Raw genomic sequence first — 21,928 nt, 5'->3', positions numbered from 1 at the left:
TCCTGGGCTGGGGGACGGGAGCAGTACGGGTACGGGCGCGTCGGCGCCCCCAACGACGCGTCGCCGCCCCCAACGACACCCACCCGGCACCCGCCGCCCCCGTCCGTACGAGGTACGGACCGGGGCGGAGCGGATACCGGGTGGGCCGACGGACGTGCCGCCGGGTGCCGGACAGTCGCTGTCAGGCGGGGGAAGCGGAGCCGCCCTCGGGGACGGCGTCGCCGGGCGAGGGGACCTCGCCCGCGGCGGCCTGCTCGGCCGCGCGCGCGTCGGCGGCCGCGCGGATGCCGCGCCACGCCGACTCGGCGGCCTGCTGCTCCGCCTCCTTCTTGCTGCGGCCGGTGCCGGTGCCGTACGAGACGCCTCCGACGCGGGCGGCAGCAGTGAAGGTCTTCTCGTGATCGGGGCCTTCCTCGGTAACGAGGTACTCGGGAACCCCGAGCCCCTCCATCGCGGTCAGCTCCTGGAGGCTGGTCTTCCAGTCCAGGCCCGCGCCGAGTTCCGCGGACTTCTCGATCAGCGGGTCGAAGAGGCGGTGCACCAGCTCCGCCGCCTTGTCGAGACCCTGATCGAGGTAGACCGCGCCGATCACGGCTTCCAGTGTGTCGGCGAGGATCGAGGCCTTGTCCCTGCCGCCCGTGCCCTCCTCGCCCCTGCCGAGCCTGATGAAGGCCCCCAGGTCGAGACCCCGGCTCACCTCGGCGAGCGCGCGGGAGTTGACGACCGCCGCGCGCAGCTTCGCGAGCTGCCCCTCGGGGAGGTCGGGGTGGGTCCGGTACAGCGTGTCGGTCACCACCAGGCCGAGCACGGAGTCCCCGAGGAACTCCAGGCGCTCGTTGGTGGGCAGTCCGCCGTTCTCGTACGCGTACGAGCGGTGCGTGAGCGCACGCACCAGAAGGGCGGACTCCAGGTGATACCCGAGCCGCCCTTCCAGGAGCGTGTGGGACGAGGCCGCGGTGTCCGCCGAGGCGCCCGAGCGGGGCGCCTTCTTCTTAGGGGCGTTAACCAATTCCCTCTCGGCCTTTCTCGCCTGTCTCGTCAGACCTCAAGGACCTGACGCTTGTTGTACGTGCCGCAGCTCGGGCACGCGATGTGCTGGAGCTTGGGCTCGTGGCAGCGCTCGCACGCCACCAGGGTGGGGACCGCAGCCTTCCACTGCGACCGGCGGTGGCGCGTGTTGCTGCGCGACATCTTCCGCTTCGGAACAGCCACGGCTACTTCTCCTGCTTCTCGTCGACGCCTGCTTCGGCGCCGTCCAGCTCGTCCTTCTCGCCGGCCGGCATGGTCCCGGCGAGTCCCTGCAAAGCCGCCCAACGTGCGTCGACGGCGTCATGGTGGTGGTCCGGGTCGTCCGCGAGCAGCGCACCGCAGACGGCGCACAGCCCCGGGCAGTCCTCCCGGCACACCGGCTGCATGGGCAGTGACAGCACCACCGCGTCACGCAGCACGGGTTCGAGGTCGAACATTCCGTCCTCAAGGGGGGTGATGCTCTCGTCCTCGTCCGATTCCGCGTCGACGCCCGCCATGCGGCGGTGGCGCTCCTCGGCCTCGGGGTACGAGAACATCTCCTGGAAGTCCGCGGTGAGCTCGCGCTCCAGCGGTTCCAGACACCTTACGCACTCCCCCTCGGCGCGCGCACGGGCGGTGCCCGTGACGAGCACTCCGTCCATCACCGATTCGAGGCGGAGATCGATCTCCACCGGGGAGTCTCCCGGGATGGCGATGACGTCGGCGATACCGAAGACGTTGTCGCCGCCCGGGGCCTGGACCGTCCGGGAGAGCTTCTGCATCGCACCCGGACGGCGCCCCAGCTCGTGCGTGTCGAACACGAGGGGGTTGCGGTGGTCAAGGCGGGCGTTCAGAGCTGCTCCTGTGTTTCGGTCCTGAGATCTGGGGGCCTGTCGCTGCGGGCAGGCGGGGCGCTCCGGCCACGCACGTGGACACCGTGACGACCTTCGGCGTCGCGAATGGGCACACGTCTGGGCAGAGACAAACCGAAACCCCAGGGTACTGGAGAGTGCGCGATCGGCCCAATCCGGCCCCGGCCGGTGCGTACGGGCCCCTCAGCGCCCCTGTTCGTACGCCCGCAGCTGCTCCGCGCTGATCATCGTGGTGTCGAAGAAGCTCGTCTCGTCGAGCGCCCCGCCCCCGCCCTGCGGCAGCGGCTGCGGCTGCCCCTGCTGCTGCGGCCAGGTCTGCGCGGGCTGCTGGCCGTACTCCTGCTGCCCCTGCCGCGGGTCCTGCGCGTAGCCGTACGCGGCCTGCGCGGCGTACGGGTCCTGCTGCTGCGGGTAGCCGTAGGGGTCGGCGGGCGCGGCGTAGGGGTCGGTCTGCTGCGGGTAGCCGTACGCGTCGGTCTGCGCCCCGTAGCCGTACGGGTCGCCCTGCTGCGCGGCGTAGGGCTGCTCCGCCGGGAGTTGCGGGGCCTGCTCGGGAAGGGCGGCGACGGCGGGTTCAGGGAGCGGCGGGAGTACGAGTCCGCCCGACGTACCGCCGCCGAGAGTGCCACCGCCCGACGTACCGCCGCCGAAGGTGCCGCCCGACGTGCCGCCGCTCGCGGAGGTGTCGCCGGGCGACGCGGCGTCCGGCGCGGCGTCGCGCGTCGTGGCGAGGTCGGCGAGGTAGTCCGAGTCGTTGCTGTACTGGCGCTCGCCGCCGTCCTCGGCGAGTGCGGCCAGATCGTCGGTGGCGACGCGCCCGTGGAGCTTGTCGCGGCCGCGGCCCACCGCGTCGAGGGTCTTGGCGAGGACCGCCTCGAAGGCGCCGAGCTTGACGTCCACGTACTCGTCGGCGCGGCGGCGCAGCGTCTCCGGGTCGCCGCTGCGCTCGGGGGCCTCCGCGTAGTCGGGGTCCTCGTAGCCCTGCGCGTCGATGCCGTCGCCGGTGCCGAGGAGCTTCTCGCGGCCGCGGCCGACGGAGCCGAGGGTCTTGGTGAGCACGACCTCGAAGTTGGCGAGCTTGCTGTCGACGTAGTCGTCGGCCTCGGCCTTGACCTCTGCCGCCTCGCGCCGCGCGTCGTTGAGGATGCGGTCGGCCTCGCCCTGCGACTGCCGCGCGACGGCGGTGTCGGCGACAAGGGTGCCGCGCTCGTCGTGGGCGCTGCGGATGATCCGCTCGGCCTCGGCGCGCGCCTCCCCGACCATGCGCTCGCGCTCCCCGATCAGCTCCTGCGCCTGGGCGAGCGAACCCGGCAGGGCCTCCCGTACCTCCTCCAGCATCGCGAGCAGCTCGGCGCGGTTGATCACGCAGGAGGCCGACATGGGCATGGACCGGGCCGCGTTGACGACCTCGACGATCTCATCGAGTTTCTTCTGCACGTCCACCGTGTGCTCGCCACTCTCTCGACTGATGGGGAGACGGACCGCTCGGCTGCTGCGGAGCCGGACGGGACGACTGTACGGCCACGACGCGGGGCGGCGACACCGGGTGACGCGACGTCATGGAGGGGCGCACGGGGCGAGGTGACGCGACATATCGCGTGGCCTGGGGCGACGTACGGGGGCGCGGCGCGAGGGCGCGGCGCGACGTACCGGTGCGCGGCGTCGCGACGTACGCGTGCGCTACGTGACGCGACATACGGGCCACGCGGCGCTCCGTACGGCGCGACGAGATCGCGACACGACACGCGACACGACACCACGCCACGTCACCCCGCTACGTCGCCTCCCGTGCCCCTCCCGCGCGCCGCGCCGTTCACTGCTCGGCGAGGCGTCGCGTGAGCGCGGTGTGGACGGCCGGGGGCAGGAGGTGGGAGACGTCGCCGCCCCACTGCGCGACCTCCTTGACGAGCGAGGAGGAGAGGAAGCTGTAGGTGGGGTTCGTCGGGACGAAAAGGGTCTCGACGCCGGAGAGCCCGTTGTTCATCTGGGCCATCTGCAACTCGTAGTCGAAGTCGCTGACGGCGCGCAGGCCCTTGACGATGGCGGGAATGTCGCGCTGCTTGCAGAAGTCGACAAGGAGACCGTGGAAGGCCTCGACCTCGACGTTGCCGAACTCGGCGGTCACCTCGCGGATCAGTTCCATGCGCTCGTCGATCGTGAAGAGCCCGCGCTTGGACTTGTTGATCATCACGGCGACGTGCACGACGTCGTAGAGCTTGGAGGCCCGGGCGATGATGTCGAGATGACCGTTGGTGATCGGGTCGAAGGACCCAGGACAGACGGCGCGGCGCAACGTGATCCCCTCGCTCTGCGGTCGATTCATGGTGCGTTTTCGCACGTGGAGGCGGCGCGACCGTACCAAAAGGTCCCTTCGCCGTAGCGCCGGGACCGCAGTCCCGCGAAGCCCTCGGGCCAGCCGAATTCCCCGCCCCTGGTGCTGCGCTCCACGGTGACCAGCGCTTCTTCCGCGAGCCAGCCGCGAGTACGGAGTGTGATCAGAATCTCCCCGAGTTCGGCGTCGGAGACCGCGTAGGGCGGGTCGAGGAAGACGAGGTCGTACGGGGCCGGGGGCGGCGGCCCGGCGACGATCTGTGCCGCTTTGCCCGGCCTGACCTCGGCGCCCGCGAGGCCGAGGGCGCGGACGTTGGCGCGGATGGTGCGTACGGCGCGGGCATCGCTCTCGACGAGCAGCGCGTGCGCCGCGCCCCGCGAGAGCGCCTCCAGGCCGACGGCGCCCGAGCCCCCGTAGAGGTCGAGGACGCGTTCGCCGTCGAGCGGGCCGCCGAGGAGCGCCTCCCACGTCGAGAAGAGGCCCTCGCGCGCCCGTTCGGAGGTGGGGCGGGTGCCGGTGCCTGGCGGTACGGCGAGGCGGCGGCCCCCGGCCGTCCCGGCGATCACGCGGGTCATGGTGCTAGTCGGTCCTCGTCGCTCGGCCCTCGCCGGCGCCCGTCCCGGTGACCACGGCATGCGCACACGCCACCGGTCTCCCGGCCGGACCCGGTCGGTACGTCTCCAGCGTAGGCGGCGGGACACAGGGCGCGCGCGGGGGCCTGCGCGGGGAGACGCGGGGCCTGCGCGGGGAGACGCGGGGCCTGCGCGGGGAGAGAGGGGAGGCGGGACGGCGGTCGAGGGTACGGGCACGGGGGTGCTGCGGGCACGGGGCGTGTCGACGTGGCGTGACGCCGTGAAACGGGGCGCTGCCCGCGCGAGGCCGCCCCGCGCCCGTACCGCCGTACACCGACGACGCGGACGCCACCCCGCGCGACGCCGCGCCGTCCCCGTACCGCCGCCTGCCCTCAGCCCTTCTCCAGGTACCGCTCCCTCTCCTCGTCGAGCAGCGCGTCGAGCGCGGTGCGCAGTGCCGGGTGGGCCTCCAGGCCGGGGTCGGCGGCGACGACGGCCGTGGCCTCCTCGCGTGCCTCGGCGATGATCTGCTCGTCCTCGATCACGGCGAGCATCCGCAACGAGGAGCGGACCCCGGACTGGGCCTGGCCGAGGACGTCGCCCTCGCGGCGTTGTTCCAGGTCGACGCGCGACAGTTCGAAACCGTCGAGCGTCGCGGCGACGGCGCCGAGGCGGGCGCGCGCCGGGCTCGCCTCCGGCATGTCCGTGACGAGCAGGCACAGTCCGGCTGCCGAGCCGCGGCCCACGCGGCCGCGGAGCTGGTGGAGCTGCGAGACCCCGAAGCGGTCGGCGTCCATGATCACCATGACGGTCGCGTTGGGCACGTTGACGCCGACCTCGATGACCGTCGTCGCGACGAGCACGTCCAGCTCGCCCGCGGAGAAGCGGCGCATCACGGCGTCCTTGCCGTCGGGCCCGTCCGGCGCCATCCGCCCGTGCAGGACGCCGATGCGCAGCCCGGCGAGTGGTCCCTCGGCGAGACCGCGCGCCACGTCGAGCACGGCGAGGGGCGGCCGCTTGTCCCCCGCGGCGTCGGCACCCGCGTCCTCGTCCGCGCCGAACCCCGTACCGCCCGCGTCGTCCGCGGCTTTCGCGGCCGCCGCCTTCGTACGCGACGACGCGCCCTTCACGCCCTTGCCCGTCTTGGCGCCCCGGGCCCCCGCGGCCTCCTCCTCGTCGCCGATCCGTGGGCAGACCACGTACGCCTGATGGCCTGCCGCGACCTCCTCGCGGACGCGTTCCCAGGCACGCGCCAGGAAGTGCGGTTTGTCCTGGGCGGGGACGACATGCGTCGCGATCGGGGACCGCCCGGCGGGAAGCTGGTCGAGTACGGAGGTCTCCAGGTCACCGAAGACCGTCATCGCGACGGTGCGCGGGATGGGTGTCGCCGTCATGACGAGGAGGTGGGGCGGCTGCGCGCCCTTGGAGCGCAGCGCGTCGCGCTGCTCGACGCCGAAACGGTGCTGCTCGTCGACGACCACGAGGCCGAGGTCGTGGAACTTCACGACGTCCTCGATGAGCGCGTGCGTCCCGATGACGATGCCCGCCTCGCCCGTCACGAGGTCGAGGAGGACCTTGCGGCGCGCGGCGGCACCCATCGAACCGGTGAGCAGCACGACACCCGTCGCGTGCTCCGCCGCGCCGAGCGTGCCGCCCGAGGCGAGGTCGCCCATCATCTCGGTGATCGAGCGGTGGTGCTGCTGCGCGAGCACCTCGGTGGGGGCGAGCATCGCCGCCTGCCCGCCCGCGTCGACGACGGCGAGCATGGCGCGCAGCGCGACCATCGTCTTGCCCGAACCGACCTCGCCCTGGAGGAGGCGGTGCATGGGGTGGTCCGTGGCGAGGTCGTCGAAGATCTCGCGCGAGACCTTCTGCTGTCCCTCGGTGAGCGTGAAGGGCAGACGCGCGTCGAAGGCCGTGAGCAGTCCGTCGGACGCGGGACGGCGCGGTACGGCGGGCAGTTGCGCGTCCGCGTGGCGGCGGCGGGCGAGCGCGGTCTGGAGGACGAACGCCTCGTCCCACTTGAGGCGGTCGCGCGCCGCGTCGACGTCGGCCTTGCTGTGCGGCCGGTGGATCTTGAGCAGAGCCTCGGGCAGCGGGAGCAGCCCGCGCCCCTCGCGCAGCGCGTCGGGCAGGGGGTCGAGCGCCTCGGGCGCGCTCGGCAGCACGGCGTCGACCGCCTTGGCGATCTTCCAGGACTCCAGTTTCGCCGTGGCCGGGTAGATCGGCAGCAGGCTCGACGCCCAGGTCCCCGCGGCCTCGTGCGCGTCGCTCTCCTCGGCGAGCAGTTCGTAGGCGGGGTGGGCGAGCTGGAGCTTGCGGTTGAAGACGGAGACCTTGCCCGCGAACATCGCGCGCGTGCCGGGGAGCAGGTCGTGCTGCGGCTTGTGCACGCCGCGTCCGAAGAAGACCAGCTGGAGCCGGCCGCTGCCGTCCGTGATGGTCACTTCGAGCCGCTTGCCGCGACCCGCGTTGAAGGTGTGCACCCGCGCGTCGGCGACGCGCGCCACGACCGTGACGTGCTCGTCGAGCGGCAACTCGGCGAGCCGCGTCAGCTCCCCGCGCTCGGCGTACCGGCGTGGGTAGTGATGGAGCAGGTCACCGACGGTGTGCAGACCGAGGTGCTCGGCCATCACCTTCGCGGTGGGCGGTCCGAGCACCTTCTTCAGCGGTTCATCGAGCGTGGGCACCCTCCCATTGCACACCACGACGCCGACAACCGTCCGCGCACGCCTCGCGGGCGGAGGTGAGAGGGCCGGGGGAGATTGGCGGGGGCGGGGCGAGGTGGGGAGGGAGGGGGCGGCACGGGGCGCTGCGCGGTGGGGCGCGGGTGGGATGGCTGCGGGGGCGGTGCACGGGAACGGGCGGCGCCACGTCGCGGGCAGGGCGCCACGTCGCGTAAGCCGTCGTCGGTCCTGTCGCTGCGCGGGCTCCGTAGCGGTGCGACGTCGCGCGGCACGGCCCAGGCCGCCGACGCGACGTGCGCCGCTCCACGCGACGTACGCGGCCCCACGCGACGTGCGCTGCTCCACGCGACGTGCGCGGCCCCACGCGTGGGCCCCCGTCACGCGACGTACGTACCGCGACACGTCGCGACATACAGCGCGCCGCCACGCGACGTACCGCCCCACGTCGCGCCCTCCCGCGCGACGTCGCCCCACGTCGCGACGTCCCCGGCCCGCCGCGCCTCTCTCCCTCCCCACGATCCGCTCAAACCTTCCCCACCCCTACCGGAATTCACTGTTCAGGCGCGCGGGCCGCGGCCTAGGATGACGGGCCTCCCGCTCCTTCGCGGCCCGCACCGGCCGCCCGACCCGCGCCGTCGCACGTCCCCCCACCGGCGCAGCGACGATGACTGCTGACTCCTCCGCATCGACGGACGCCGCCCCCGCGGCTCCGCACACGTTCCAGGTCGACCTGCGCGGTCTCGTCGACCTCCTCTCCCACCACCTCTACGCCAGCCCGCGGGTCTATCTGCGCGAGCTGCTCCAGAACGCCGTGGACGCCGTCACGGCGCGCCGCGCCGCCGCCCCCGAGGCACCGTCACGCATCCGCCTGCGCACGGGCGACAACAGCCTGAGCGTCACCGACACGGGCGTCGGCCTGAGCGAGCGCGACATGCACGAGCTGCTCGCGACGATCGGCCGCAGTTCCAAGCGCGGCGACGGGCTCGAAGCGGCCCGCACCGGCTTTCTCGGGCAGTTCGGCATCGGGCTCCTCGCCTGCTTCGTCGTCGCGGAGCGCATCCGCGTCGTGAGCCGCTCGGCGCGCACGCCCGACGCCGCGCCCGTCGAGTGGACGGCGCGCGACGACGGTTCGTACACGGTGCGCGTCCTCGACGTCGCGGCGCACCCCGAACCGGGGACGACGGTGCACCTGGAGGCGCGACGTGGCGCCGAAGAGTGGCTGACGCCGCGTCGCGTCGCGGAACTGGCGCGCCACTTCGGCAGCCTCCTCCCGTACGACATCCGTGTGGACGACGCGCCCGTGACGGGCGACGCCGCGCCGTGGGCCGCGTCGTACGCGACGCCGCAGGCACGTCGCGCGGCGCTCGTGGCGCACTGCCGCGAGGTCTTCGGCTTCGCGCCGCTCGACACGATCGACCTCGACCTGCCGGCTGCGGGAGTGCGCGGCGTCGCGTACGTACTGCCCGGCGCCGTCAGCCCGGCCCAGCGCGCGGGGCACCGCGTGCACCTCAAGGGGATGCTGCTCACCGATCGGGCCGACGGGCTGCTGCCCGACTGGGCGTTCTTCGTACGGTGCGTGCTCGACACGGACACGTTGCGGCCCACGGCCTCGCGCGAGGCGCTGTACGAGGACGAGGCGCTCGCCGCCGTGCGCGAGGCGCTCGGCGCGCGCGTACGGGACTGGCTGACCGGGCTCGCGGCCTCGGCGCCCGACCGGCTCGAACGCTTCGTCGCCGTGCACCACCTGGGCGTCAAGTCGCTCGCGCTGCACGACGCGGAGCTGCTGCGCACGATGCTGCCGTGGCTGCCGTTCGAGACGACGGACGGACGCGTCCCGCTCACCGAGTTCGCGCGACGTCACCCCGTCGTGCACTTCACGCGCACCGTCGAGGAGTTCCGCCAGGTCGCCGCTATCGCGTCGGCTCAGGGCATCGGCGTCGTCAACGGCGGCTACACGTACGACAGCGAGCTGGTCGAGGCGCTGCCGCACGTCCTGTCCGGCGCGACGGTCGCCGAGCTGGACGGCGAGACGGTGACGGCACACCTGGACGCGGTGGACGGCGCGGAGGAGCTGGCGCTCGCTCCGTTCCTCGCGACGGCGCGCGCCCGTCTCGACGCGCTCGGCTGCGACGTCGCGCTGCGTGCCTTCCACCCCGTGACGGTGCCCGCGCTGCACCTGGACGACCGGCAGGCGCGGCACGAGCAGGCGCGGCAGGAGGCCGCGGAGGAGGCGGACGAGCTGTGGGCGGGCATCCTCGGCTCGCTGCGCGGCGAGACGCCGCGCGCCCGCCTCGTCCTCAACCACCTCAACCCGCTCGTACGCCGTATCGCCGCGCTCCCGAACGCGGAGCTGGCGGGCACCGCCGTGGAAGCGCTGTACGGGCAGTCCCTGCTGATGGCGCGGCGTCCGCTGCGTCCCGCGGACTCCGCATTGCTCAACCGGGCCTTCGCCGGCCTGCTGGAATGGTCGACGCTGCCGGGCGGCGGCGGGCACGAGGGGGACGAGGCCCGATGAGCACCACGCACGCGGAGACCCTGCTGCGCGCCATGCGCGAGAACGGCGCACTGCCGGAGGGCCCGGCGCGCAACGCCCGCGCCGAGGCGTTGCTCGCCGAGGCGGAGGCGCTGAACGATCCCGCGACGCTCGTCGCGGCGCTCGACCACCAGGTGCAGGTCTACAACTACAGTTCGGAGCGCGCGAAGATCTTCGTCCCGTTCGCGCGGCTGCTGCGCATGTGGGACGAGCACCCGGAGCACTTCGACAGCTACCACACGCACACGCTGCACTGGGTCTTCAAGTGGGTCTCGGCAGGCATGCTGAACCAGCCGGACATCCCGCTCGCCTCGATCGAGAAGTGGCACGCCGAGATGGCGACGCGTTACCGCGTCGCAGGGCACTCCGAGCGCGCCGTGCACATGGTGGACTTCTCGATCGCGCAGCACATCGGCGACGAGGCTCGCGCCGAGGCGGCGTTCGGCAACTGGCTCGCCGCGGACCGCGACAGGATGAGCGACTGCCACGCGTGCGAGCTGAACGAGCAGGGGGGACGGCGCGCGCGGTCGAGCGACGACGCGGGCGCGCTCGACCTGTGGCAACCGGTTCTCGACGAGACGTACACGTGCGCGCACGAGCCGCACGCGGTCCTCGCCGCCTCGCTCCTGCCGCTCCTGCGCCTGGGCCGCGACGCGGACGCCCGCGCGCACCATCTGCGCGGCATCCGTCTCGTACGGCGCATGGAGAGCATGCGCGAGGCGCTCGCCGACCACATCGAATTCTGCGCCCTGACCGGCAACGAGGCGCGAGGCATCGAACTCCTCGCCGAGCGGCCCGCGTACCTCACCGACGAGGGCGATCCGCGCGGTCTCCTGGAGTACCTGGGCGTGACAGCGCTCCTGATGGACCGCCTCGTCGCGCGCGGCCTGGGCGCGCAGGAGATAGCGCTCCACGGTGCGGACGCCGCGCGGCAGGCGCCGTGGACGGCGCGCACGCTGGGTGCCCACGCGCGCGAGCGCGCCCTCGCCCTCGCGGCGCGCTTCGATACGCGCAACGGGACGTCGCGCGTGTCCACGCTGCTGCGCGAACGGATGGACGCGGCACCGCTGCGGGAGCGGCTTCCGCTGGGGGTACGGGGCACGACGCCGCGTCCTGGCACGGGATCGGCGCCGGGCGGCGCGGGCACGGGCGACGCGACGTCGCGTGCGGGAGGCGACGTGGTCGCGGGCGACGTCGCGGCGGGCGACGCGTCGTACGACGTACTGCGGGACCGGGCGCGCGAACTGACGGCGCGCCTCGACCCGGAGTCGGACGCGGCGTGGCGCGCGGTCGGCGCCGCGGCGGAACGCGCGGGTGTCACGCTGCCCGCCGCCGACCGCGCCGAGATCGTGGAGGCGCACGCGACCGACGCCGCGACGTCGCCCGCGGAGACCGCACGTCTCTTCCTCGTCGCCGCCGGGCTGTACGCGGAGGCCGGCGACCCGGGCGAGAGCCTGGCCGCGCGGGCCCGCGCGGCGGGACTGCCGGCCCGCGCGGGCTCCCCCGAGGACACCGCCGCCGCGCTGCCCGCCCTCGACGCCCTGCGCACGGAGGTCCTGGCGCTGCGCGCGGCGGGCGGTACGGGGCGGCCGCAGACCGTCTCCGTCCTCATCGCCCGCGCCCGCTTCCTGACCCGCCTCGCGGAGGCGGCCGCGCGGGGCGACGACGCGCCGGAGGGCCACGAAGGCGACGACGCGCGCGACGCGGCGTACGAGGCGCTGCGGGAGCTGCTGGACGTCGCCTACGAAGCAGAGAACGACGCGCACGAAGCGGGGGCCGACGCGACGCGCGGAGACGACGCGACGCGCGGAGACGACGCGACGCGCGGAGACGACGCGACGCGTGAGGACGACGCGGGGTCGGTGGGTGTCGCCGACGGCGCGACGGCGCGTCCCCTCGGTGGCGGTGTCGTGGTCGCCGCGCGCGCCGCCGAGGCGCACGCGCACCTCGCCGCCCTGGCGCACCTGCGCGGCGAGCTGAAGGAAGCGGCGGAGCAGTACGCGCGCAGCGCCCGCGTCGCCGAGGACGCGGCGTTGACGTGGTACGCCGTCGACGCGCGGGCGCGGCTCTCCGAACTGAGCCTGCGCCTGGGCGACGTGGAGACCGCGGTGGGTTCCGCCCGGGCGGCGCTCTCGCACGGCGCCCCGCGCGCCGACGCATCGGCGCACGCCAGACTCCGGCTTTTGCTGGCCGACGCGCTCGCGCAGGGCGGTGAGGCCGAGGAAGCCGCGGAGCACGCCCTGGAAGCCACGCACTGGGCCGAAGCGGTACCGGAGGGCGAAGGGCTCGCGGCCTGGGCACGGTTCAAGCTCGGCGGGTTGCTGCTCGGGCAGGGCCGCGGCGAGGAGGCCGCCGTCATCCTTGAGGCCGCGCTCACGGGCCTCGACGTGGAACGGCACGGTGACGGCGCCGTCGTGCAGGCCCGCTGGTGGCTCGGCGACTGCCATCGCCGGATCGGTGAACCCCGCGAGGCTGCGCAGGCGTACCTGCTCGCTGCCGAACTCGCCCAGCACTGGCCCGATCAGCGCGACCACGCGGTACTCGCCAACCTGGCCGCCGACGCGCTCGGCGACGCGGGAGTGCGCGACGGCGCCGAGCGCGCCTACGCGCGCGCAGGTGAGCTGTGGCTCGGCATCGGCAACCCCCTCGCGCACGTCCGCACGCTGCGTGCCCGTGCCTGGCTTCGCGCGGACGGCGACGGGGCGGACGCGTTGGAGCACGCCCTCGCGTTCATGGGCGAGGCGACTTCGTCCGGCGAGGCGCTCCTGACCGAACCGCCGTTCGCCGACGACCCCGAGGCCCGTTCCCAGGCGTACGCCGAACTCGCCCGCACGTACTCCCAGCACGCCGAAATCCTCGGCGACAGCCTGCCGGACGAGGACGACGGCCCCGAGGAGGGGGGCACCGCGCGGGACGCGGGCGTCCGCGCCGTACGCGCGGAGGCACTCGGGCTCGCACGCCGCGCCGCCGACGCCTTCGGCACGGCGGGCCCCGAGTACCTTGCCGAGCTGAGCGGGGCGCGGCTCGGCGCGGCGTGGCTCTGCGTCGCCCTCGGGCTCGTAGGCGAAGCGCGCGCCCTTGCCGAAACGGTGCGCGACGCGCACGCCGCCGACGAGTCCCCCGACGGGCAGGCGTGCTCCACCGCGGCGACGCGAATCCTGGCCGCGACGGAGGAGGGAGCGCGGAAGGGAACCGCCTGACAGACGCGCGTATGGGGACGGTCATGCAGGACGGCCGTATAAGACGGCCGTACAGGACGCTCGTCTTATACGCTCGTATAAGACGAGCGTGCAGGTCTTGCGCGCGCCTCAGACGCGCGTGCAAGACCTGTGTCCGTGCGACATCGCCGCGCCCGTCACTCCACGCCGACGAGCAGCAGCGCCGCGTCGCGGCCCCCCGCGTAGACGACGGTGTCCACCGCGAGGTGGTGCGCGCGCACGTGCCGCTCCAACTCGTCCGCGAGCGTGGCGGGGCACGCCTCCCCGAGGACGAGCGTGACCATCTCCCCGCCCGCCGCGAGCATCCGGTCGAGGACGGTGCGCGCGATGGCCGCGACGTCCTGCCCGATGACCGCGACGTCGCCGTCGATGAGGCCGAGCACGTCGCCGGCCTGGCAGATCCCGACCGAGGTCCACGAACGGTGCTCGGCGACAGCGAGTTCCGCGTAGCGCGTCGCGCCCGCGGCGCTGGTCATGGCCACGACGTCCTCGTCGAAGCGTCGCTCCGCCTCATGGACGGCGAGCGCGGCGACGCCCTGCACGGCGGAGCGGGTGGGGATCACCGCGACGCGTACGCCCAGGTGGCGCGCGTCCTGCGCCGCGGCGGCCGCCGTGTGGTGGAGGTCGGCGTCGTTGGGCAGCAGCACGACCTCGTGGGCGTGCGCGCGACGCACCGCCTCGGCGAGTTCGCCGCTGCCCGGCAGTTCGCCCGGTCTGGCGGGCACCGTCGCGGCGCCCGCCTCCGCGTAGAGCCGGGCGAGCCCTTCGCCCGGTACGACGGCGACGATGGCGCGCGGGGCGCGCTCCCCGCCCGCGGGCGCGGGCCGCGCGGCGTCGGAGGCGAAGTGCGTGATGCGCACGCGGTGCGGGCGCCCGGCCTCGATCCCGGCCTCGACGGCCGCCCCCGCGTCGTCCACATGGACATGCACGTGCCACAGACCGTCGCCGCCGACCACGACGAGGGACTCACCGAGCGCGTCGAGCCGCGCGCGCAGGCGCGCCACCGCTTCGTCCTCGGCATCGAGGAGATAGATCACCTCGTACCCGGGTCCCGACCCGTCCCATTCCTCGGTGTCCCTGCACGCGATGTCGCCGCTCCCCCGCCGTGCGATGTCGCCGCTCCCCCGCCGTGCGACGTCGCCCGCGCACGCGTCGTGCCCCGCACACGCGACGTCGCGACGCGCGCCGTCCCCGTACGCCGCGTCGCCCCTGTACGCCGCGTCACCCCCGTACGCGCCGTCCGCCCGCGCCCCGTCCTCCGCTCCGCGCGACGTCTCCGGATGCCGCGGCTGCCAGCGCGCGGGCCGCGCGACCGGCCCGCCCGCGAAGGGCTCCCCGCCGAGCGCCGCGACCAGCGCGGCGAGGACCGCGACGAAGCCCCTGCCCCCCGCGTCCACGACGCCCGCGCGGCCGAGCGCGGCGAGTTGCCCCGGGGTGCGTTCCAGAGCCTCACGCGCGGCGTCGTACGCGGCGCGGGCGACGACGCGGCAGTCGGCCTCGTTCTGCGGGCAGGCGCGCGCGGCGGCCGAAGCGACGGTGAGGACCGTGCCTTCGACAGGGTGTGCCACGGCCTCGTAGGCCGCCTCCGCCGCGCGGCGGAGCGCGGTGGCCAGGACGACGCCGTCGACCGCTTCGCCCGCGGCCGCGACGAGAACCTGCGCGGCGCCGCGCAGCAACTGCGCCAGAATGGTGCCCGAGTTGCCGCGCGCGCCGACGAGCGCGCCGTGCGCCATCGCGCGGGCGACCCCGTCGAGACCAGGCACGGACGCGGCGTCCGCGTCGCCCTCGTACGCCTCGAAGACGGCCTCGACGGCGCGGAAGGCCGCCTCGGTCGTGAGGTAGAGGTTGGTCCCGGTGTCGCCGTCGGCGACCGGGTAGACGTTGATGGAGTCGATCTCCTCGCGCGCCCGGCCCAGTGCGTCGAGGGCCGTCGCGCACCAGGCGCGGAGCGTGGTGGCGTCGAGGAGTCGTCCTTCGTTCCCGGACATCAGGGCCTTCCCGGGCACCAGGGCCTCCTTGCACAGCCGGACGAACGCAGCGTAGTCGCAGCTCGGACCCGGTACGGGCGGAGCCCGGGAACGGTCATGGCCGCGGTCATGGTAGTTTCGTAGAGCGGGAGTGGCCGCTGTATGCTGCTCCGGTTGCCCGATGAGAATCGGGCCATTCCCCCCGGCAACGCCAAATCAGGCACTTCCGTCTCTGATCCCGGCCTGCCGGGATTCACTGTAAGTGCATCTGAAGTCTTTGGAGTGACCCGTGGCTGCCAACTGCGACGTCTGCGGCAAGGGGCCGGGCTTCGGCAACAACATTTCGCACTCGCACCGCCGTACGCCGCGTCGCTGGAACCCCAACATCCAGCGCGTGCGTGCCGTGGTCGGTGGAACGCCGAAGCGGCTCAACGTCTGCACCTCGTGCATCAAGGCCGGCAAGGTCTCGCGCTAAACGTGAGGCGGTCCCGTTTCACGACGGTACCGATCCGGTCTCGCGCTGTCGTAGTGCGGCGCGGCCACCTGGCTGGTTGCTGTGAGAGCCGGTCCGTCTTAGGGCGGACCGGCTCTTACGTGTGCCCGGGCACCGAAGCGGCTCCGTCCGGCACGGGTCCGGGTCCGGGTCCGGGTCCGTCCGGTACGGTGCCGGCGCAGCGTACGGAGCCGCCGGCCGCACGACGCGTCCCGTGACCACCCCCGCTCCGCTCCCCTTCTTCGGCGTACTCGGCCCGCTCGTGGTGCGGGCACCGGACGGAGCGGAACTGCCCGTCGGCGGCCCCCGCCCGAGGGCTCTGCTGACGCTGCTCCTGCTCGACGAGGGACGCGTCGTCCCGGCGGGGCACCTGCTGCGCGGCGTGTACGGGGAGCAACCGCCCGACGGCGCACGCAACGCGCTCCAGTCACAGGTCTCCCGGCTCCGCCGCCGCATCGCCGCGACGGGCGCCGAGGTGACCCACATCTCCGCCTGCTACCGCCTTCGGGTCCCCGACCGCGCGTGCGTCGACGCGCACCGTTTCACCGCGCTCGCGGCGTCGGGGCAGCGGCGGCTCGACGCGGGGGACGCGACGGGGGCGGTCGGCCTCTTCCGTACCGCCCTCACGCTGTGGCGCGGCGCGCCGCTGCCCGACGTCGCGATACGCACCGACCACGCCGCGCGGCTCGACGCGCTGCGCGCCGCAGCCCTGCGCGGCCGCGTCACCGCGGAGCTGGGTGTACGGCCGAGCCCGGCGCTCATCGCCGAACTGCGCGGGCTGCTCGCGGCGTCCCCGCTCGACGAGCCGCTGCGCGCCCTCCTGATGCGCGCACTGCGCGACACGGGCCGCCCGGCCGAGGCGCTCGTACTGTACGAGGAGACCCGCGCCCTCCTCGCCGAACGGCTCGGCACCGATCCTTCGCCCGAACTCGCGGCGCTGCACACGGAGCTGCTGCGCGGCACAGCGCCGCGCGACGTCCGGGCCGATACGTCGCGTGCGGACGACGCGACGTCTCCGCAAAACCGCAGGTCGCACGCGACGTCCCCGCCGCACGACACGACGTCGCATCGTGGTGCCGCGGCGCGCCCGCCCTACGCGCCGCTCGACGACGCGCCATTCGACGACGCGCCATTCGACGACGTGCCGTCCCCCGCCCTCCCGCACGGTCTTCCGCTCCCCCTCACCGAGTTCATCGGCCGTGACCGGGAGCGTGCCGCGCTCGCCGGGCTGCTCGCCGACCCCGCTCGCCGCCTCGTCACCCTCACGGGGCCCGGAGGAGCCGGCAAGACGCGGCTCGCTGTCGAGACGGCGCGGGGCGTGGCCGCGCCCGTCCGCTACGTCGAGCTGGGCGCGCTGGAGGACGGCGCGCAGGTGCCCCACGCGCTGCTCGCGGCACTCGGGGTGCGCGACGCGTTCCGGGGGCCGGCGGAGGACGATGCGCTGGGCCGGCTCGTGGCGGTGGTGGGCACGCGGCCTGTGCTGTTCGTCCTGGACAACTGCGAGCACCTCGTCGCGGACGTCGCACGCTACGTCGCGGCGCTCCTCGCGGGCTGCGCCGGTGCGCGCGTGCTCGCGACGAGCCGCGAGGCGCTCGGGCTCACGGGCGAGTACGTCCGCCCCGTACCGCCACTCGATCCCGCCGACGCCGTACGGCTCTTCGCGGCCCGCGCGGCAGCAGTGCGCCCTCCGGCGCACGAGGGCTGGGCCGCGACGTACGAGGCGGAGGCCGGGGCGGACGACGAGGCGGATGTGGTCCGGCGGATCTGCGCGCGGCTCGACGGGCTGCCCCTCGCCGTCGAGCTGGCCGCCGCGCGCGTACGCACCCTGCCTCCGCGCGAGCTGGAACGCCGCCTGGACGACCGCTTCGCGGTGCTGTCGCGCGGGGACCGGACGAAGGCGCCGCGGCACCGTACGCTGCGCGCCGTCGTGGAATGGAGCTGGGAGCTGCTCGACGCGCGGGAGCGTCAACTCGCGCGACGTGTTTCCGTGTTCGTCGACGGAGCCGAGGCCGCCACGGTCGCGGAGGTCTGCGCGACGCCCGCGGCGGCGGAGCTTCTCGACGCGCTCGTCGAGAAGTCCTTCCTGGAGGTGAAGAGCGGGCGCTACCGCATGCTTCAGACGATCCGCGACTACTGCGCGGCCCAACTCGCCGCCGAGGGCAGTACCGAGCGCCTGCGCGAGGCCCACGCCGCGTGGTTCCTGCGCCTGGCCGAGGAGAGCGAGCCGCTGCTGCACGAGGCGCGCCAGGTGGCCGCTCTCGACCGCCTCATGGCCGAGCGCCACGAACTCGACGCGGCGCTGCGCCACCTGCGCGCGCAGGCGCCGGAACGCGCCCTGCGCATGGTCGCCGCGCTCGCCTGGTTCTGGCGGCTGCGCGGACTGCACAGCCGGCAGGTCGGCGCGGCGCGTGCGCTCCTCGCGGTGCTCGGCGACGTACCGCCGCCCGGTCTCGCCGAGGAGTACGCGCTGTGCCTGTGCACCGCGACGTCGGAGGACCTCCCCGTACGGGAGCGGCGCGCGCTGACGGACCGTGCGAACGCGCTGCTGCGTGGTCTGGCGGCACCGATGCGGCACCCCGCGCTCGGCGTGCTCTGGTCGCTGGCCGGGGGGCCGAGGGAATGGGGCGACGCCTCGGCCGGCTGGCAGCTGGACGGGACGCCGTGGGCGAGGGCGTTGCTCCTCCTCGGTACCGGCCTGTTGGAGACGGAGGCGGGGCTCCCCCTCGCGGGCGAGGCCACGTACCGGGAGGCGCTGCGCGGTTTCCGCGCGCTCGGCGACCGCTGGGGCATCGCCAACAGCCTCGACCGGCTCGCGCACACCGCCGACGTCTTCGGGCGCCGTGACGAAGCGCTCGCGATGCTCGACGAGGCGCTGGAACTGACGGAGCAGCTGCGGTCATCGGAGGAGCACGCGGACATGCTGACGCACCGCGCGGAGGTCCTGCTGCGGGCGGACCGTCCGTGCGAGGCCGCGGCGGACCTGCGGCGTGCCGAGGCGGCGTACCGGCGCTACGGGCTGACCGACAAGGCGGGGGGCGCGCTGCGCGGCCTGGGCGACGTCGCGCGCCACGAGGGCGCGGCGTCCGAGGCACGCGACAGGTACGCCGCGGCGCTCGAACTGTTCTCGGCCACGTGGTTCGGCGTCGCGGAAGAGGTCCGCGCGCTCCTCGGGCTGACGCGGACGTACCTCGACGCGGGTGAAGTGGAGCGGGCCGGGGTCTGGGCGGAACGCGCACGGGCGAAGGCGGCGACGGTGCGGGTGCGGAGCGTGCGCGCGGAGACGCACGAGGTGCTCGCGCGGTGGTGCGTCGCGGAGGCCGCGCACGGGGCGCGAGCAGCGGAGGACGGGGAGGGCGAGGAGGGCGGGGGCCGCCTGGGCGGCGACGCCGCGTCGCGGGAGCGGCTGCGGGACGCGGCGGAGCACCTGGGACGCGCGGAGGCCGTACGGGGCGTCGCCGGTGAGGACGCAGAAACGGCCGTCGTGCGGGCGACGGTGCGCGGCGTCCTGGGCGACGTCGCGTACGACGCGGCGCGGGAGAGGGGACGGCGCGCACAGCCGGACGGCGCCTGACGCGACGTCGCGCCGCACCAGACACCCCGCACCGCGACGTCACCCCGCCGCCTCACCGCACCCACGCGACGTCGTACCGACGCCCCGCCCGCCCCACGTCGCGACGTCACCCCGCCCACGCGAACCCGCCCCGTCCCACGCGACGTCACCCCGCCCCGTCCCACGCGACGTCGCACGCCCGTGTCCTCGCCCGTACCCGTCAGCGCACCGTCAGCGCACGGTAAGCGCCCCGCCCGAAGCTGTCCCCATGACCGAGAAGAGCAAGCCCTCCCAGTTGCCCGACGCCGCCCGCGTCACCCCCGTCGTCCCCACTGCCGCCGCCGCGGCGCCGCCCCTCGCCGGGCTGCGGGTGCTCGTTTCGGGGGCGAGCGTGGCGGGGCCCGCCGTGGCGCTCTGGCTGGATCGTTACGGTGCGGAGGTGACCGTGGTGGAGAAGGCGTCGAAGCTGCGGCCCGGCGGCTTCGCCGTCGACTTCCGGGGCAACGTGCACGCCGAGGTGCTGCGCGCCACGGGCATCGCGGACGAGGTGGCGGCGCGGCAGACGCACATGGGTGTGCAGCGCATCGTCGACGCGAGGGACCGGGTGCTCGTGGAGCTGCCGGCCTCGATGCTGAGCGGCGACGTGGAGATCCAGCGCGGCGACCTGGCGGAGATCATGTACGAGCGGACGCGGCGCTCGGTGCGCTACGTCTTCGGCGACTCCATCGCCTCGCTCCGTCAGGACGACGACGGCGTGGACGTGGCCTTCGCGCGGGCGGCGCCGCAGCGGTACGACCTCGTGGTGGGGGCCGACGGCCTCCACTCGCACACCCGCGCCCTGGTCTTCGGCCCGGAGGAGCGCCACGTGCGCTTCGGCGGCTACTGCTTCGCCGCCTTCGGCCTCCCGAACCACCTCGGCCTCGACCGCACGGCGCGCATGTACACGGAGCCCGGCCGCACCGTCCTGCTCAGCCATTACGGCGGCGACCCGGCGCGCGCCCTCGCCTCGCTCGTCTTCGCCTCGGACGCGCCGCCCCGCGACCGCCGCGACGTCGCGGCGCAAAAAAGGCTGCTGCGGGAGCGCTTCAGCGGCGGCGGCTGGCACACGGCGCGTGTCCTCGACGCGCTGGACGACGCGGACGACCTGTACGTCGACGCGCTCGCCCGGAGCGACGTCGACGGCCTCGCGCGCGGGCGCGTCGTCCTGCTCGGCGACGCGGGATACGGCGCGACGCTGGGCGGCATGGGCACGGGCTGCGCGCTCGTCGGCGCGTACGTGCTCGCCGGGGAACTCGCGGCGGCGGGCGGCGCGCACCGTGCGGCGTTCGCGGCGTACGAGGCGGAAGTGACGGCCTTCGCGCGCGGCTGCCAGAAGAACGCCGCGAACGTCGGCCCCTTCTTCGCCCCTGCGACCCAGGCGGCGATCCGTCGGCGCGACCGCATGTACCGCGTCCTCGCCACTCGCTCCATGACACGCGTCTTCCGCCGCCTCACGCTCCGCGCCGCGCAGAACATCCGGCTCAAGGACTACCCGCAGCGGTACGGAACGCGTCGCGACGTCGTGCGCGGGTGACCCCGCAACGACGCGCGCGAGCGGCGGGAACGTCGCGTACGGACGAGGCGCGACGCCGCGTCGCCGGCGCCGCCACGTCGCGTGGAGCGCCCCGCATCACCGCAGGTCACACGCGACGTCGCAGATGCCACGTCGCGCAGCCGCCGCATCGCGAACACCGCACCACGCAACGTCACGCGGCGTCCCCCGCCCCTCAGCCCTCCGGCGCCGCCCCCGGCGCCCCCGGCATCCCCCACGCCCCCTCGCCCCCGCGAAACCGCCACGCGTGGTCCACGGGCCCGATCCCGTCGCCCAGCGGGAAGCCCGCCGCGATCGCCCCCGTGACGTACTTCTTCGCCGCGCGCACGGCGGCCGGCACGTCGTGGCCGAGTGCCAGGTGGGAGGCGACGGCGGAGGCGAGGGTGCAGCCGGTGCCGTGGGTGTGGCGGTTGTCGAGACGGGGGGCGCGCAGCCAGTGCTCTTCCGTGCCGTCGGTGAGGAGGTCGACGGCCTCGCCCTCCAGGTGGCCGCCCTTGATCAGGGCCCAGCGGGGGCCGAGGGCGAGGACGGCGGCCGCCGCCTCGGGCAGGTCATCGGGGCGCGTGACGTGGACACCGGTGAGCTGGGCGACCTCGTCCAGGTTGGGCGTCGCGACGGTGGCGACGGGGAGCAGTCGGGTACGTACCGAGTCGAGGGCGTCGGCGGCGAGCAGCGCGTCGCCGTGCTTGGAGACGCCCACGGGGTCGACGACGGTCGGTGCGTCCGTCGTCGCGAGGAGTTCCGCGACCGTCTCGACGAGCGCGGCGGAGGAGAGCATCCCGGTCTTGACCGCCTGGACGCCGATGTCGTCGACGACGCTGCGGTACTGGGCGCGTACGGCCTCGACGGGGAGGTCCCAGGCGCCCTGCACACCCAGCGAGTTCTGCGCCGTGACGGCGGTGAGCACGCTCATCCCGTGCACACCCAGCGCGAGCATCGTCTTGAGGTCCGCCTGGATGCCGGCGCCGCCGCCGGAATCGGAACCGGCCACGGTCAGGACGCGCGGGGGTATGTGCATACGCCCGAATCTACCGCCCAGCCCGCGTCCCGGCGCACCCACGTCGCGCTACGTCGCGCACGCCGCCTGTGCCCCGTGCACCGCCCG

The 21,928-nt window shown here is 74.6% G+C and carries 14 protein-coding genes; 5 read left to right on the top strand and 9 right to left on the bottom strand.

Annotation, left to right across the window (positions count from 1 at the left end; all coding sequences use genetic code 11):
- Window positions 1-181 precede the first annotated feature (181 nt).
- The 7 genes from rnc to recG form a co-directional block, all read right to left on the bottom strand.
- Window positions 182-1,009 (bottom strand): ribonuclease III, encoded by an 828-nt coding sequence (gene rnc / locus ACQYWQ_RS22870; RefSeq protein WP_431037103.1) that lies wholly within the window; start codon window positions 1,007-1,009, stop codon window positions 182-184.
- Between the two features lie 29 nt (window positions 1,010-1,038).
- Window positions 1,039-1,212, bottom strand: a complete 174-nt coding sequence (gene rpmF / locus ACQYWQ_RS22865) for a 50S ribosomal protein L32 (protein WP_007493396.1) — start codon at window positions 1,210-1,212, stop codon at window positions 1,039-1,041.
- 2 nt (window positions 1,213-1,214) lie between these two features.
- Window positions 1,215-1,862: a YceD family protein gene (locus ACQYWQ_RS22860; RefSeq protein WP_431039302.1), complete on the bottom strand. Its 648-nt coding sequence runs from the start codon at window positions 1,860-1,862 to the stop codon at window positions 1,215-1,217.
- Between the two features lie 201 nt (window positions 1,863-2,063).
- Complete coding sequence (locus ACQYWQ_RS22855; protein ID WP_431037101.1) at window positions 2,064-3,323, bottom strand: cell division initiation protein; 1,260 nt, start codon at window positions 3,321-3,323, stop codon at window positions 2,064-2,066.
- A 370-nt stretch (window positions 3,324-3,693) separates the two neighbouring features.
- Window positions 3,694-4,173 carry a pantetheine-phosphate adenylyltransferase gene (coaD, locus tag ACQYWQ_RS22850; RefSeq protein WP_431039301.1) on the bottom strand — a complete coding sequence of 160 codons (480 nt, stop codon included), beginning with the start codon at window positions 4,171-4,173 and terminating at the stop codon, window positions 3,694-3,696.
- 26 nt (window positions 4,174-4,199) lie between these two features.
- Complete coding sequence (gene rsmD, locus ACQYWQ_RS22845) at window positions 4,200-4,787, bottom strand: 16S rRNA (guanine(966)-N(2))-methyltransferase RsmD (RefSeq protein WP_431037100.1); 588 nt, start codon at window positions 4,785-4,787, stop codon at window positions 4,200-4,202.
- 389 nt (window positions 4,788-5,176) lie between these two features.
- Complete coding sequence (recG, locus tag ACQYWQ_RS22840) at window positions 5,177-7,417, bottom strand: ATP-dependent DNA helicase RecG (protein ID WP_431039300.1); 2,241 nt, start codon at window positions 7,415-7,417, stop codon at window positions 5,177-5,179.
- A gap of 718 nt (window positions 7,418-8,135) precedes the next feature.
- Here recG and ACQYWQ_RS22835 point away from each other — a divergent pair.
- Complete coding sequence (locus ACQYWQ_RS22835) at window positions 8,136-9,986, top strand: HSP90 family protein (protein WP_431037098.1); 1,851 nt, start codon at window positions 8,136-8,138, stop codon at window positions 9,984-9,986.
- Complete coding sequence (locus tag ACQYWQ_RS22830; protein WP_431037096.1) at window positions 9,983-13,204, top strand: tetratricopeptide repeat protein; 3,222 nt, start codon at window positions 9,983-9,985, stop codon at window positions 13,202-13,204. The genes ACQYWQ_RS22835 and ACQYWQ_RS22830 overlap by 4 nt, the downstream gene beginning before the upstream one ends.
- Before the next feature lie 155 nt (window positions 13,205-13,359).
- Here the strand turns inward: ACQYWQ_RS22830 and ACQYWQ_RS22825 are convergent, their stop codons facing one another.
- Complete coding sequence (locus ACQYWQ_RS22825) at window positions 13,360-15,210, bottom strand: DAK2 domain-containing protein (protein WP_431039299.1); 1,851 nt, start codon at window positions 15,208-15,210, stop codon at window positions 13,360-13,362.
- 268 nt (window positions 15,211-15,478) lie between these two features.
- On the opposite strand from ACQYWQ_RS22825, the gene rpmB reads away from it, so the two are divergent.
- The 3 genes from rpmB (at window position 15,479) to ACQYWQ_RS22810 (ending at window position 20,805) form a co-directional block, all read left to right on the top strand.
- A complete protein-coding gene (rpmB, locus tag ACQYWQ_RS22820; protein ID WP_008745436.1) occupies window positions 15,479-15,664 on the top strand; it encodes a 50S ribosomal protein L28 in 186 nt (61 codons plus the stop codon).
- A gap of 232 nt (window positions 15,665-15,896) precedes the next feature.
- Window positions 15,897-19,253 (top strand): AfsR/SARP family transcriptional regulator, encoded by a 3,357-nt coding sequence (locus tag ACQYWQ_RS22815; RefSeq protein WP_431037094.1) that lies wholly within the window; start codon window positions 15,897-15,899, stop codon window positions 19,251-19,253.
- Window positions 19,254-19,500: 247 nt separating this feature from the next.
- Window positions 19,501-20,805 (top strand): FAD-dependent monooxygenase, encoded by a 1,305-nt coding sequence (locus tag ACQYWQ_RS22810; RefSeq protein WP_431037093.1) that lies wholly within the window; start codon window positions 19,501-19,503, stop codon window positions 20,803-20,805.
- 193 nt (window positions 20,806-20,998) lie between these two features.
- On the opposite strand, the gene thiD is transcribed toward ACQYWQ_RS22810, so the two are convergent.
- Entirely contained in the window at window positions 20,999-21,841 is an 843-nt protein-coding gene (thiD, locus tag ACQYWQ_RS22805) for a bifunctional hydroxymethylpyrimidine kinase/phosphomethylpyrimidine kinase (RefSeq protein WP_431037091.1), read from the bottom strand.
- Window positions 21,842-21,928: the final 87 nt, after the last annotated feature.

The sequence above is a fragment of the Streptomyces sp. P6-2-1 genome (genome assembly GCF_050613165.1).
GTDB lineage: Bacteria > Actinomycetota > Actinomycetes > Streptomycetales > Streptomycetaceae > Streptomyces.
Note: the sequence above shows the minus strand (reverse complement) of the source record. Positions and strands in the feature narration are given on the sequence as shown.

What these genes read in the sequence shown, in the direction of transcription:
- rsmD (WP_431037100.1), bottom strand. Translation starts at nt 4,787, where the DNA reads ATGACCCGCGTGATCGCCGGGACGGCCGGGGGCCGCCGCCTCGCCGTA.
- recG (WP_431039300.1), bottom strand. Translation starts at nt 7,417, where the DNA reads ATGGCCGAGCACCTCGGTCTGCACACCGTCGGTGACCTGCTCCATCAC.
- ACQYWQ_RS22835 (WP_431037098.1), top strand. Translation starts at nt 8,136, where the DNA reads ATGACTGCTGACTCCTCCGCATCGACGGACGCCGCCCCCGCGGCTCCG.
- ACQYWQ_RS22830 (WP_431037096.1), top strand. Translation starts at nt 9,983, where the DNA reads ATGAGCACCACGCACGCGGAGACCCTGCTGCGCGCCATGCGCGAGAAC.
- ACQYWQ_RS22825 (WP_431039299.1), bottom strand. Translation starts at nt 15,210, where the DNA reads ATGTCCGGGAACGAAGGACGACTCCTCGACGCCACCACGCTCCGCGCC.
- ACQYWQ_RS22810 (WP_431037093.1), top strand. Translation starts at nt 19,501, where the DNA reads ATGACCGAGAAGAGCAAGCCCTCCCAGTTGCCCGACGCCGCCCGCGTC.
- thiD (WP_431037091.1), bottom strand. Translation starts at nt 21,841, where the DNA reads ATGCACATACCCCCGCGCGTCCTGACCGTGGCCGGTTCCGATTCCGGC.